Source organism: Pseudomonas sp. WPR_5_2, from assembly GCF_003634475.1.
Classification (GTDB): Bacteria; Pseudomonadota; Gammaproteobacteria; order Pseudomonadales; family Pseudomonadaceae; genus Aquipseudomonas; species Aquipseudomonas izuensis.
In genome coordinates, this window is sequence record NZ_RBLA01000006.1 from 374,791 (window position 1) to 388,694 (window position 13,904).

Sequence of the window (13,904 nt, forward strand, 5' to 3'; positions counted from 1 at the left end):
TTTTGTGTTGATTGAACTGACGCCATCGCGGGCAAGCCTTGCTCCCACAGTAGGAGCGAAGACGATCAACTGTGGGAGCAAGGCTTGCCCGCGATGGCGTCCGGAAGGTCACCACCACTGCGGGCGATGGGAACCCAATTCAGAGGCCGCAATCGCCCACTGCAACGGCGTACCGGTGATTTTCAGCGGCACCTGCAACCGATGCGCCGGCCCCCAAGGCGTCTGTTCGACCAGCATCCCCTGATCGCTTTCATCCTCTGCCCGCAACGGCTGCCCGGTATCGGTGCCATTCTCGATCAACAACTTCGCCGTGCGCGCCAACGACAGCCGTGCCGAACCACCTTGTCCGCTGCGCAAGCGCTCTGCCAACAAGGTGATCGCGCTGGCCGCCATCAGATACCCGGTGGCGTGATCGAGGGCTTGCAGTGGAAGGGGCGTCGGTTTATCGGTTTTTTTCCACTGCATACCGGCTTCGGCAATGCCGCTGCTCATCTGCACCAGGCTGTCGAAGCCACGGCGATTCTGCCACGGGCCGCTCCAGCCATAGGCATTGAGGCAAACGTCGATCAGCCCGGGAGCCAGTTTTTGCCGGTCACGGACACCGTACCCCAAACCTTCCAAAGCATCGGCGCGGTAGCCGTGGATCACGATGTCGGCATCCTTGAGCAGGCTTTCGAACACGCTGCGGTCGGCTTTCTCACGCAGGTCCAGGCGAGCACAGCGCTTGCCCAGCGTCATTTCCGGTACGACACCCGGTTCGTTCCAGGTGGGCGGGTCGATGCGCAAGACGTCGGCACCCAGGCCGGCGAGAAAACGGCTGGCGACGGGACCGGCGAGTACGCGGGTCAAATCCAGCACCTTGATCCCGGCCAACGGTTGCGCCACCGATCCCCGCCAGGGTTTGGTGTTATGGCTATGGTGGGCGGCGAACTGAATCAACGGTTCGGCGTTCACAGCCTGGCCTTGTGGATGGACCTGCCACTGCTCCCGGCTGCGCATTTCGGCGGCGCAGCCACCGGCATCGACCACGGCCTGCTCCAGATCACTCTTGGCCCATTGCGCCACTTTGCTCGCTACCCCTGCACGGTCAGCGCAGGCGCCAAGCACCGATTCTGCGGCGGCGCGGTGATGGGGGGCATTGGTGTGCAGGCGAATCCAGCCATCCTTGGCGGCATAGTCACCGGCGATGGGGTCCCACAGTGGCGGAACACTCCAGCCCAACGGTCGGATCGAACTCGCGAACCAGAAGGAGGCCAGGCGCCGGTCGACTTCGAGGCCGGGCAAGCGTCCTGTTTGTTGGTGCAACAATTCACTGATGGCCTGGCCGGCGACGGCGATGCTGGCACAGGCCAGGTCCGTGACGGCAAACGCCGAGGGCAGGGCGCCCGTGGAAGTGAAGGGGATTGGCGTGTGCGGCAAGCCGAGTGCGGCTTGAATGGACGTGAGTAAATCAGTCATCGAAGGCCCTCCGGAGCGAGAGCCCGAGCATAGATCAAAATCCGTTCAGGCTTGATGAAAACCTTGTGGGAGCGAGCCTGCTCGCGAAAGCGGAGTGTCAGCCACCATTGATGTCGACTGATACGCCCTCTTCGCGAGCAGGCTCGCTCCCACACGGGATTTGCGGCGGGATCGCTAAACCCGGAACTGATCCATCAGTTTCATCTGGTGGGTGGTCAGGTTGTTGAGTTGGCTGCTGATCTGCGCCGATTCGGTGGCCTGTCCGGTCAGGGTTTCGGTGACGGTGCGGATCGCCGAGACGTTGCGGTTGACCTCTTCGGCCACGGCGCTTTGCTGTTCGGCGGCGCTGGCGATTTGCAGGTTCATGTCACTGATGACGGTGACCGCGTCGCTGATTTTGCTCAAGGCCTGCACCGCTTGCTGGATCTGTCCGGCGTTGCTGTGGGCCTGGGTCTGGCTCGAATGCATGGTGGCGACCACGCCGCGAGTACCGCTCTGGATGCGCTCGATCACCAGGCGGATTTCCTCGACCGAGTCCTGGGTGCGTTTGGCCAGGTTGCGCACTTCATCGGCCACCACCGCAAACCCGCGACCGCTCTCACCGGCACGGGCGGCTTCAATCGCCGCGTTCAGCGCCAGCAGGTTGGTTTGTTCGGCGATGCTGCGGATCACCTCCAGCACCGAACCGATCTGCTCACTGTTCACCGCCAGTGCTTCAACTTCACTTACGGCCTTGCTGACTTCGTCGGCCAGTTGATTGATGTCGCGGGTACTGCGCTCGATGATCTGCATGCCATCGCGAGCCGACTGGTCGGCGCCCTTGGCGGCATTGGCGGCGTTCGACGCACTGTTGGCAACGTCGTGGGCGGTGGCGCTCATTTCGTTGGACGCGGTGGCAACCTGGTCGATTTCGCGGAACTGCACCTGCATGCCTTCGCTGGTCTGGCGGGCGATTTCCGAAGACTGGTCGGCCGTGCCGCGGGCGTCGGTGATGCTCTGCTTGATTTGCGCGATGGTCGGTTGCAGCTTGTCGAGGAAGCGGTTGAACCAACTGACCAACTCGCCCAGTTCATCCTTTTTGCCGTAGTGCAGGCGTTGAGTCAGGTCGCCGTCGCCGCTGGCAATCGCCTTGAGCATGTCGGCCACGCTGTTGATCGGCCGGGTAACGCCCGAGGCGGTGAGCCAGATCAGCAGCAAACCGATCAGCCCGGCAATGATCGCCACACCCACTGCCTTGATCGTGCCGCTTTGCCGGGCGTCGTCGAGCACCGCTTGCAGTTTCACCGAGTCGGCCAGCAACACTTGCTTGGGCAGGTCGATCACCACGCCCCAGGCCTTGGCGTCGGCAATCGGGCTGACCGGGGACACCGCGCGGATCAGGTCACCTTGTTCGAGCACCTTCGGTGCGCCGACGCCCAGCAGTTGCAGCGCGTCCTTGCCAACTGCGCCGAGGGTATCGCCGATGCTTTTGCCGACCTTCGTTGCATCGACACTGTAGGCAGCCATGACACCCGTGCCGGAAACAATCAACATGTGCCCGGCACTGTTGAACAGTTCGCGCTGGGCGTCGACCGCCGCGGCTTGCAGGGCATCGAGGGCGATATCGATACCGACCACGCCGATGGATTTGCCCTCCACCAGCAGCGGCACGGAAATGGTGGTCATCAACACTTCCTTGCCGCCCACCGTATCGGCGTAAGGGTCGAGCAGGCAGGTGCGCTTGCTGTCCCGAGGGCAGGTGTACCAGACGTTGTAGGGCGTACCGCTGAGGTTCAGGGTGGTTTTGGTCATGTCCTCTTCGACCATGATTGTGTTGAGCGCTTCACCCCCGGCACGGCTCCAATAGGTCGCGAACCGGCCGATTTCGTTGGACTGGCGGGCGGCGTCACTGACGAACTCACTGTCCTTGCCGTCCAGGCCATTGGGTTCGAACGCCAGCCAGATACCCAGCACTTTGCCGTTGCGCTCGAAGGCGGTTTTCAGGCTCTGGTTCAACTCTTCACGCAGGGCACCGGGCTCAAGTGAACGCTTGGCGGCCATGGCGCGCATGTCCTTGATCTGATCCGCCAGGGCGGTCACCACAGTCAGGGTCTCGCCGAAGGTCTTCTGCACCCGCACCGCCTGCTCGGCCGCCTTGGCCTGCAACAGGTTCTGCACACTCTCGGTGAGCATCTTGCGGCTGGAGGCACTGACCAGCTCATCATTCTGGTTGGTCTGGTAGACGTTCATGCCCACGATCAACGTGACTACGCCGAGCAGGCACAGACCGGAGAGCAGGACAGTTTTCAGGCGGATGGACAGTGAGTCGAACATAGGGCGAACTCGCGAATGGGTGAGGTGTTGGCTGGAGTCGGGAACGACTCGTTACGCCAAATCCATTCAGCGCCATTCATGGCACATCGGCGTCGGTATGAGGTGCATGAGGCCGATGCCGACGAACGGTCATGGTTGAACGTTTGCGGGGGAAAATGTGCCGAAAAGCGGAAAAAAACGAGAAAAAACGCGGTGTGATTCAGGCCCGATTGCCCAGGCCCATCCCGCCCGGCTTCTTAACTGCGCCCCGACAAATACGTCGCGTAATCCGGAATCCGGTGCGTGTGCGCCTGATTCATCAATGGGCTGCTGAGCAGGTAGTCGGCGCTGCATTCGTTGCACGCCACCGGAATGTTCCAGACCGCTGCAACGCGAAGCAACGCCTTGATGTCCGGGTCGTGGGGTTGCGGTTCGAAGGGGTCCCAGAAGAACACCAGCATGTCGACCCGTTGCTCGGCGATTCGCCCGCCGAGCTGTTGGTCGCCGCCCAGCGGTCCGCTGATCATGCTCTCTACGGGCAGGTCGAGGCGTTGTTGCAACAACAACCCCGTGGTGCCGGTGGCCACCAGTTCGTGTTGCGCGAGCTTGTCTTTCTGCCGCTCGGCCCAGTCCAGCAGAAACACCTTGCAGTGGTCATGGGCGACCAGGGCGATGCGCTTGCGGGCTGCCATGGTCTTTTGAGTGAATGTGATTCCGATCATCGACGGTGCTCCGGAAATGGCACACACCCTGTAGGAGCGAGCTTGCTCGCGATGAACTGTCGAACACCGCGGGGCATCAGGTTCCCCGCGTTATCGTTCACGACCATCGCGACGGTGCGACGATTCGACAGGCTCGCTCCTACAGGAAGGGGGGCGAGGCTTATTCGGCGTTACACAACGCCAGGCAGTTATCGAGCATGCGGTTGGAGAAGCCCCATTCGTTGTCGTACCAGGCCAGTACCTTGAGCAGCTTGCCGCTGGATTTGGTGTGGTTGGCGTCGAAGATCGACGACAGCGGGTTGTGGTTGAAGTCGCTGGAGACCAGCGGAAGGGTGTTGTAGCCGAGGATCTTCGAGTGCTGGCTGGCATGCTTGAGCAGTTCGTTGACCTCTTCGGCCGACGCTTCACGCTTGAGCTGCACGGTCAGGTCCACCAGGGACACGTTGATCACTGGTACGCGCACCGACATGCCGGTCAACTTGCCCGCCAGTTCCGGCAACACCAGGCCGACCGCTTCGGCCGCACCGGTCTTGCTCGGAATCATGTTCTGGGTAGCCGAACGGGCACGGTACGGGTCGACGTGGTAGACGTCGGTCAGGTGCTGGTCATTGGTGTAGGCGTGGATCGTGGTCATCAGGCCGCTTTCGATGCCCAGCTCGCGATGCAGCACCTGGGCCACCGGTGCCAGGCAGTTGGTGGTGCACGACGCGTTGGAAATAATCTGGTGCGACTGGCGCAGAATGTCGTGGTTGACCCCGTAAACCACGGTGGCGTCGGCGCCCTTGGCCGGGGCCGAGATGATCACTTTGCGTGCGCCGGCCGTAATATGCGCGGCGGCTTTGGTCCGGTCGGTGAACAGGCCGGTGCATTCGAATACCACATCAATCTTTTCCGCGGCCCAAGGCAGGTCGGCCGGATTGCGAATGGCACTGACGGAGATACGGTCGCCGTTGACGGTGAGGCTTTCCTGATCATGCTGGACATCGGCGTCGAACGTGCCATGAACCGTGTCGTACTTGAGCAGGTGCGCATTGATCGCGCTGTCCCCCAAATCGTTGATGGCGACGATCTGCAGATCCTGACGATAGCCTTGGGTATAGAGTGCGCGCAGAACGTTACGGCCAATGCGGCCAAAACCATTGATAGCTATTCGTAGAGTCATTTGTCAGCGCCGCCGTCGTTTTGTTGTTGGAATAACAAGATTATTCGTAAAAAAATAGAAAACAAGCCTTTTTAATGGCAATATTTTGTTCAATCTACAACGAGTGACCTGAATCAACTGGTCCCAATGGTCAACAACGCCGTCTGTCATCCCATCGACAACGGTTGTTGATCAGCATAGACAATCAGGTCGCCACATCCGTTAGCCTGGAGTTCTACACATGCATCCCCGCGTCCTTGAGGTCACCGAACGGCTTATCGCCCGCAGCCGCGCCACGCGTGAGGCTTACCTTGCACTGATTCGCGGTGCGGCCAGCGACGGTCCCATGCGCGGGAAACTGCAATGCGCCAACTTCGCCCACGGCGTGGCCGGCTGCGGCAGCGATGACAAGAACAGCCTGCGGATGATGAACTCCGCCAACATCGCAATAGTTTCGTCATATAACGACATGCTCTCGGCGCACCAGCCGTACGAAGTCTTCCCGGAACTGATCAAAAAGGCCCTGCGCGAGATCGGCTCGGTCGGCCAGTTCGCCGGTGGCACCCCGGCCATGTGCGATGGCGTGACCCAGGGCGAGCCAGGCATGGAGCTGAGCTTGCCGAGCCGTGAAGTGATCGCCTTGTCCACCGCCGTGGCCTTGTCCCACAACATGTTCGACGGCGCGCTGATGCTGGGCATCTGCGACAAGATCGTCCCGGGCCTGATGATGGGCGCGCTGCGCTTCGGTCATCTGCCGATGATTTTCGTCCCGGGCGGGCCAATGGTGTCGGGCATTTCCAACAAGCAGAAAGCCGACGTGCGCCAGCGCTATGCCGAAGGCAAGGCCAGCCGCGAAGAGCTGCTGGAGTCGGAAATGAACTCCTACCACAGCCCCGGCACCTGCACCTTCTACGGCACCGCCAACACCAACCAGCTGCTGATGGAAGTCATGGGCCTGCACTTGCCGGGCGCGTCCTTCGTCAACCCGAACACGCCTTTGCGCGATGCCCTGACCCGCGAAGCGGCGCACCAGGTCACGCGCCTGACCAAGCAGAACGGCAACTACCTGCCGATCGGCGAAATCGTCGACGAGCGTTCGCTGGTCAACTCCATCGTCGCCCTGCACGCCACCGGTGGTTCCACCAACCACACTCTGCACATGCCGGCCATCGCCATGGCGGCAGGCATCCAGTTGACCTGGCAGGACATGGCCGACCTCTCCGAGGTGGTGCCGACCCTGAGCCACGTCTATCCGAACGGCAAGGCCGACATCAACCACTTCCAGGCCGCGGGCGGCATGTCGTTCCTGATCCGTGAACTGCTGGACGCCGGACTGCTCCATGAGAACGTCAACACGGTGCTGGGCCATGGCCTGAGCCGTTACACCCAGGAACCGTTCCTCGACAACGGTGAACTGGTCTGGCGCGAAGGCATCACTGAAAGCCTCGATGAAAGCATCCTGCGCCCGGTTGCTCGCGCGTTCTCCCCAGAGGGCGGCTTGCGGGTGATGGAAGGCAACCTCGGTCGCGGGGTGATGAAGGTGTCGGCCGTGGCCGTGGAAAACCAGATCGTCGAAGCACCGGCCATGGTGTTCCAGGATCAACAGGATCTGGCCGACGCGTTCAAGGCCGGTTTGCTGGAGAAGGATTTTGTCGCGGTGATGCGCTTCCAGGGCCCACGCTCCAACGGCATGCCGGAGCTGCACAAAATGACGCCGTTCCTCGGCGTGCTTCAGGATCGCGGCTTCAAGGTCGCACTGGTGACCGACGGACGTATGTCCGGGGCCTCGGGGAAAATCCCGGCAGCCATTCACGTCAGTCCCGAAGCCTATGTGGGCGGCGCTTTGGCGCGGGTGCAAGAGGGCGATATCATCCGCGTCGATGGCGTCAAAGGCACTTTGGAGCTTAAGGTGGACGCCGAAGAATTCGCAGCGCGCACGCCGGCCAAGGGATTGTTGGGCAACAACATCGGCACCGGTCGCGAGCTGTTCGGTTTCATGCGCATGGCCTTCAGCTCGGCGGAGCAGGGCGCCAGCGCCTTTACTTCTGCCCTGGAGACGCTTAATTGAAACTGGCTTTGGTCGGTGACATCGGTGGGACCAACGCACGGTTCGCGTTGTGGAAAAACCAGCAGCTGGAATCGGTCCAGGTGCTCGCGACGGCCGGCCATGCCAGCCCGGAAGAGGCGATCAGCCTCTACCTGAGCGGCTTGGGGCTGGCGCCGGGTTCGATCGGCTCGGTGTGCCTGTCGGTGGCCGGCCCGGTGAGCGGTGATGAATTCAAGTTCACCAACAACCACTGGCGCCTCAGTCGCCAGGGCTTCTGCCGGACCTTGCAGGTCGAGCAACTGTTGCTGGTCAATGACTTCTCGGCGATGGCCCTGGGCATGACGCGTTTGCAGCCGGGCGAATTTCGCGTGGTCTGCGAAGGCACGCCTGAGCCGCTGCGCCCTGCGGTGGTGATCGGTCCGGGTACTGGCCTTGGCGTAGGCACCTTGCTCGACCTCGGCGAAAGGCGTTTTGCCGCGCTGCCGGGGGAGGGTGGTCACGTCGATTTGCCGCTGAGCAGTCCGCGGGAAACCCAGTTGTGGCAGCACATCTTTAATGAGATCGGGCATGTCAGCGCGGAAACCGCGTTGAGCGGCGGTGGTTTGCCTCGGGTCTACCGGGCGATCTGTGCGGTGGACGGCCACACGCCGGTACTCGACACCCCGGAAGCGATCACCGCTGCCGGTCTGGCGGGCGACCCGATTGCCCTGGAAGTGCTCGAACAATTCTGCTGCTGGCTCGGTCGCGTGGCCGGTAACAACGTATTGACCACGGGTGCGCGCGGTGGCGTGTACATCGTCGGTGGCGTGATTCCGCGCTTCGCCGATTTCTTCCTCGAAAGCGGTTTCGCCCGGTGCTTTGCCGACAAGGGCTGCATGAGCGATTACTTCAAGGGGATACCGGTGTGGCTGGTGACGGCACCGTATTCCGGGTTGGTGGGCGCGGGTGTGGCGCTGGACCAGATGTAAGACCGAGTTGCCTTCATCGCGAGCAAGCATTGCTCCCACAGGGTCTGCAGCGAAACCTGTGGGAGCAAAGCTTGCTCGCGATGGGGCCGGAGCAGACAACATAGATTTACGCTCGATCAGGCATAATCCGCCCAATTCAAACAACAAGGACGCCGCCCCGTGAGCTCAGTCAACAAGTCGATTTTGTTGGTCGATGACGATCAAGAGATACGCGAGTTGCTGGACACCTACCTGACCCGCGCCGGTTTCCTGGTCCGCACCACGCCCGATGGCGCCGGGTTCCGGCAGGCGTTGAACGATCAGCCGAGCGACCTGGTGATCCTCGACGTGATGCTGCCGGACGAGGACGGTTTCAGTCTGTGTCGATGGATTCGCCAGCACCCCAAGCGAGCGCAGGTGCCGATCATCATGCTCACCGCCAGTTCCGACGAGGCCGACCGGGTCATTGGTCTGGAGCTGGGTGCCGACGATTACCTGGGCAAACCCTTCAGCCCCCGTGAATTGCAGGCACGCATCAAAGCCCTGTTGCGCCGGGCCCAGTTCGGGCAGGAACGAAACGGCGGTGAAGTGCTGGCTTTCGATGACTGGCGGCTGGACATGGTCAGCCACCGGTTGTTTCACATCGATGGCGAAGAGGTGATTCTGTCCGGCGCCGATTTCGCCTTGTTGAAACTGTTCCTCGATCACCCTCAGGAAATCCTCGACCGCGACACCATCGGTAACGCCACCCGGGGCCGCGAACTGATGCCGCTCGATCGCATCGTCGACATGGCCGTCAGTCGCCTGCGCCAGCGCCTGCGCGATACGGAAAAGCCGCCACGGTTGATTCGCACCGTGCGGGGCAGCGGCTACCAGTTGGCGGCCAATGTGATTGCCAACAATGGTCACTGAGTCCCTGCGCAAACTCGCCGCACGAGTACCGGTGCCGCGCTCGCTGCTCGGGCGCATGTTGCTGCTGACCCTGCTGGCGGTGCTGTTCGCCCAGGCGTTGTCGAGCGTGATCTGGGTTTCGCAATTGCGCGCCACGCAGCTTGAAGGCCTGGTCACCAGCGCCCGCAGCCTCGCCCATTCGATGACCGCCAGTGTCAGTTATTTCCGTTCATTGCCGGTGGCGTTCCGGCCGTTGGTGCTCGATCAGTTGCGCAGCATGGGCGGCACGCGGTTCGTGGTCACGCTCAACGACAAACCACTGGGCATGGAAGTCTTGCCGATCACGCCGCGCAAGGCGGCGGTGATCAAAGCGGTGGATGAAGTGTTGCGCCAATCCCTGGGCCAGGACACCGATATCTCGGTGACCTTTGTCAGCCCCGAGGACCTGCGGATCTTCAATGGCGGCCTGAAACTCGACGAGCTACCACGTTCCTGGGCGCACTACGCGTTGACGCTGGAACCGGTGAACCCGCCGGTGCTGGTGACGCAGATCCAGATGGCGCCCGGTGAATGGCTGTACATCGCCTCGTTGTTGCCCGAACCCTACACCAGTTTTGAAGAACAAGGCCTGCCGGCGCAACAGGTGTGGTTCATTGTCCTCACCAGCGGCTTTCTGCTGTTGTTCATTGGCCTGTTGGTGCATTGGCAGAGCCGTCCACTCAAGCGTCTGGCGCGGGCGGCGCGGGACTTGTCGCTGGGCGCCGACGTCGAGCCGGTAGCCGAGGGCGGCGGCAGTGAAGTGGTCGAAGTCGGCCGGGCCTTCAACACCATGCGCGAACGCATCAGCCGTTACCTGACCGAACGCAGTCAGTTGTTCAGCGCGATTTCCCACGACCTGCGCACGCCGATCACCCGGTTGCGGCTGCGGGTCGAATTGCTCGAAGACGAAAAACTGCAAGCCAAGTTCGGCCGTGATCTGGACGAATTGGAGTTGCTGGTCAAAGGCGCGCTGCAATGCGTGAAAGACACCGATATCCACGAAAACATCGAGCCGGTGGATCTCAATCATGTACTCCATTGTCTGGTGGAACCTTATCTGGCACCGAACGGCAACGGCCGCGTGACCCAGCAGGGGCGGGCACTGGCGGCTTATCCGGGCAAGCCGCTGGCGCTCAAGCGTTGCATCGGCAACCTGATCGACAACGCCTTGAAGTACGGACAGAACGCCCACCTGCACATCGATGACGATGACAGTGCGTTCGTGCTGCATGTCGACGACGAAGGGCCGGGGGTTCCCGAGCAGCGGCTGGAGCAGGTGTTCGAGCCACACTTCCGTCTGGCCGGGCAGCAACAGGGGTATGGGTTGGGGCTGGGGATCGCCCGGAACATTGCCCATAGTCATGGGGGGGAAGTGAGTTTGCAGAATTTGCGTGAAGGCGGGTTGCGGGTGACGTTGCAGTTGCCGCGCAGTGTTGATTAGTTAAACCGCGTTATCGTTCTTCGCGAGCAGGCTCGCTCCCACAGTGGTTTCGCGTCTAATACCAATCCAATGTGGGAGCGAGCCTGCTCGCGAAGGCGTCAGACCATGCAACACATTCTTCAAGGCAATTGTCACTGAACGGTGACATAACCCACCCCCTTCGTTACAAGCCCGCCCCGGCCCGTTGTTTAGACTCCCCTCAGTCATAACAACAAAAAAGGCCCCCCATGCACACCTTCCAACCCGCCTTCAGCAGTTGGCTGAACGCACCCGCCCATCAGCAATGGCTCGCCGCCGAAGGACTGCGCCTGCTGGCGTTTGCCAAGGCTTCGAAACTGCCTGAAGGCTTCGGCAATCTCGACGAACGAGGTCGTTTGCCGGCCGATGCGCAAGCCGAAACCATGAACACCGCGCGCATGACCCACAGCTTCGCCCTGGCCCATATCCAAGGCCTGCCGGGGTTTGCCGAGCTGGTGGATCACGGCATCCAGGCCCTGCGCGGGCCGTTGCGCGATGCGCTGTACGGTGGCTGGTTCGCCGTCGCCGAACACCGTGACGGCAACACCGGCAAGAACGCCTACCTGCATGCCTTCGTGGCGCTGGCCGCCAGTTCCGCTGTGGTTGCGCAACGTCCCGGTGCGCAAGCATTGCTCGACGATGCCATCGACATCATCGACACGTATTTCTGGAGCGAGGAGGAGGGCGCCATGCGCGAGTCCTTCAACCGTGACTGGAAAGCAGAGGAAGCCTATCGCGGTGCCAACAGCAACATGCACGCCACCGAAGCCTTTCTCGCACTGGCCGATGTCACCGACGACAAGCGCTGGCTGTGCCGGGCTCAGCGCATCGTCGAACGGGTGATTCATGGTCATGCCGCCACCAACGGCTACCTGGTGGTCGAGCATTTCGACCTCGACTGGCAGCCGTTGCGTGAATACAACCGCGACAACCCGGCCGACGGTTTTCGCCCGTACGGCACCACGCCTGGGCACGGTTTCGAATGGGCACGGCTGTTGTTGCACCTCGAAGCGGCGCGAGTGCGAGCCGGGATGCTCACTCCGGGCTGGCTGGCCACCGATGCGCAAAAACTCTTCGAGCAAAACTGCCTGCATGGCTGGGATGTCGATGGTGCGCCCGGCATTGTCTACACCCTCGACTGGGACAATCGCGCCGTGGTTCGCCACCGCCTGCACTGGACTCATTGCGAAGCCAGCGCCGCTGCCAGTGCCTTGCTCAAGCGTACGGGCGATGCGCAGTACGAACACTGGTACCGACTATTCTGGGAGTTCTGTGACCGTCATTTCATCGACCGCTGCGAGGGTAGCTGGCACCACGAACTCGATCCGTTGAACCGCCCGAGTGCCGATATCTGGGCGGGAAAACCGGATCTTTATCACGCCTGGCAAGCCCTGTTGATCCCGGGCCTGCCATTGGCGCCGAGCATGGCCAGTGCTCTGGCAGCGTTGTCCCAGAGCGCTCCTGTGTAACCATATGGTGACATTCGCGCGTCCCTTCGTTACCTGCCAAGGGTTGGCGCCTGTTTAAAATCCTATGCAGCGCAAGCAACAGACTTGCATGCATAACAACAAGAAAGGTGCTCCTAGATGAATGCGATTTCTCGCCTCGCTACTGTCATTTCTCTCGCTTCCCTGTCTGCGCTCCCCCTCAGTGTCCTCGCTGCCGAATCCAAGGGTTCCGTTGAAGTCGTTCACTGGTGGACGTCCGGTGGTGAAAAGGCAGCGGTCGATGTCCTCAAGGCTCAAGTCGAAAAAGACGGCTTCACCTGGAAGGACGGCGCAGTCGCCGGTGGTGGCGGTTCCACGGCCATGACCGTTCTCAAGAGCCGCGCCGTCGCCGGCAACCCGCCGGGCGTTGCCCAGATCAAAGGCCCGGACATCCAGGAGTGGGGCAGCACCGGTCTGCTCAGCACCGACGCGTTGAAAGACGTTTCCAAGGCGGAAAACTGGGATGGCCTGCTGTCGAAGAAAGTCTCCGACACCGTGAAGTACGAAGGCGATTACGTAGCCGTGCCGGTGAACATCCACCGCGTCAACTGGCTGTGGATCAACCCGGAAGTGTTCAAGAAAGCCGGGATCGACAAGGCCCCGACCACCCTCGAAGAATTCTATGCAGCGGGCGACAAGCTGAAAGCCGCCGGCTTCATCGCGCTCGCTCACGGTGGCCAGCCGTGGCAGGACAGCACCGTGTTTGAAGACGTGGTGCTCTCGGTTATGGGCGCTGACGGTTACAAGAAAGCCCTGGTGGATCTCGATCAGAAAACCCTGTCCGGCCCTGAGATGACCAAGTCGTTCGCCGAGCTGAAAAAGATCACCGGTTACATGGACCCGAACCGCGCCGGTCGTGACTGGAACATCGCCGCCGCCGACGTCATCAACGGCAAGGCCGGCATGCAGATGATGGGCGACTGGGCGAAAAGCGAATGGACCGCCGCGAAGAAAGTCGCCGGCAAGGACTACCAGTGCGTAGCGTTCCCGGGCACTGAAAAAGCCTTCACCTACAACATCGACTCCCTGGCGGTGTTCAAGCTCAAGGCCGATCGCAAGGGTGACATCGCTGCCCAGCAAGACCTGGCCAAGGTCGCATTGGGTACCGACTTCCAGAAAGTCTTCAGCATGAACAAGGGTTCGATCCCGGTGCGTAACGACATGCTGAACGAAATGGACAAGCTCGGTTTCGACGAGTGTGCCCAGAAGTCGGCGAAGGACTTCATCGCGGACGACAAGACCGGCGGCCTGCAACCAAGCATGGCGCACAACATGGCCACCTCCCTGGCTGTGCAAGGCGCGATCTTCGACGTGGTCACCAACTTCATGAACGACAAGGACGCCGACCCGGCCAAGGCCAGTGCTCAACTGGCGTCGGCGGTCAAAGCGGCCCAGTAATCCCTGACACAGTCTGTTCCTGG

Annotated in this window: 10 protein-coding genes and 1 pseudogene; 6 read left to right on the forward strand and 5 right to left on the reverse strand. The window is 61.5% G+C overall.

Annotated features, from left to right (window positions below; all coding sequences use genetic code 11):
• Positions 1–108: 108 nt before the first annotated feature.
• From BJ917_RS22845 to gap, 5 genes and pseudogenes are all read right to left on the reverse strand, one after another.
• On the reverse strand, positions 109–1,458 hold the full coding sequence (locus BJ917_RS22845) for a CoA transferase (RefSeq protein ID WP_121104645.1): 1,350 nt from the start codon (positions 1,456–1,458) through the stop codon (positions 109–111).
• A gap of 174 nt (positions 1,459–1,632) precedes the next feature.
• Positions 1,633–2,388: a methyl-accepting chemotaxis protein gene (locus tag BJ917_RS32825; protein WP_372237755.1), complete on the reverse strand. Its 756-nt coding sequence runs from the start codon at positions 2,386–2,388 to the stop codon at positions 1,633–1,635.
• A 150-nt stretch (positions 2,389–2,538) separates the two neighbouring features.
• Positions 2,539–3,771 (reverse strand): annotated as a pseudogene (locus BJ917_RS32830) (chemotaxis protein); the annotation flags it as partial.
• A gap of 236 nt (positions 3,772–4,007) precedes the next feature.
• Entirely contained in the window at positions 4,008–4,472 is a 465-nt protein-coding gene (locus tag BJ917_RS22855; protein ID WP_121104649.1) for a methylglyoxal synthase, read from the reverse strand.
• A 160-nt stretch (positions 4,473–4,632) separates the two neighbouring features.
• Positions 4,633–5,634: a type I glyceraldehyde-3-phosphate dehydrogenase gene (gene gap, locus BJ917_RS22860; protein ID WP_121104651.1), complete on the reverse strand. Its 1,002-nt coding sequence runs from the start codon at positions 5,632–5,634 to the stop codon at positions 4,633–4,635.
• A 220-nt stretch (positions 5,635–5,854) separates the two neighbouring features.
• Here gap and edd point away from each other — a divergent pair, with 220 nt between their 5' ends.
• From edd to BJ917_RS22890, 6 genes are all read left to right on the forward strand, one after another.
• Positions 5,855–7,681 carry a phosphogluconate dehydratase gene (gene edd / locus BJ917_RS22865; RefSeq protein ID WP_096509363.1) on the forward strand — a complete coding sequence of 609 codons (1,827 nt, stop codon included), beginning with the start codon at positions 5,855–5,857 and terminating at the stop codon, positions 7,679–7,681.
• The gene (locus BJ917_RS22870; protein ID WP_121104653.1) at positions 7,678–8,628 is read left to right on the forward strand and encodes a glucokinase; all 951 of its coding nucleotides are present in this window, start codon (positions 7,678–7,680) and stop codon (positions 8,626–8,628) included. The genes edd and BJ917_RS22870 overlap by 4 nt, the downstream gene beginning before the upstream one ends.
• A gap of 159 nt (positions 8,629–8,787) precedes the next feature.
• Positions 8,788–9,519: a response regulator gene (locus BJ917_RS22875; protein WP_096509365.1), complete on the forward strand. Its 732-nt coding sequence runs from the start codon at positions 8,788–8,790 to the stop codon at positions 9,517–9,519.
• Complete coding sequence (locus tag BJ917_RS22880) at positions 9,509–10,978, forward strand: ATP-binding protein (RefSeq protein WP_121104655.1); 1,470 nt, start codon at positions 9,509–9,511, stop codon at positions 10,976–10,978. Before BJ917_RS22875 ends, BJ917_RS22880 begins: the two co-directional genes overlap by 11 nt.
• Before the next feature lie 227 nt (positions 10,979–11,205).
• A complete protein-coding gene (locus BJ917_RS22885) occupies positions 11,206–12,465 on the forward strand; it encodes an AGE family epimerase/isomerase (RefSeq protein WP_121104657.1) in 1,260 nt (419 codons plus the stop codon).
• A gap of 117 nt (positions 12,466–12,582) precedes the next feature.
• Positions 12,583–13,881, forward strand: coding sequence for an ABC transporter substrate-binding protein (locus BJ917_RS22890; RefSeq protein ID WP_096509368.1), 1,299 nt, complete (start codon positions 12,583–12,585; stop codon positions 13,879–13,881).
• The last annotated feature ends 23 nt before the right edge of the window (positions 13,882–13,904 follow it).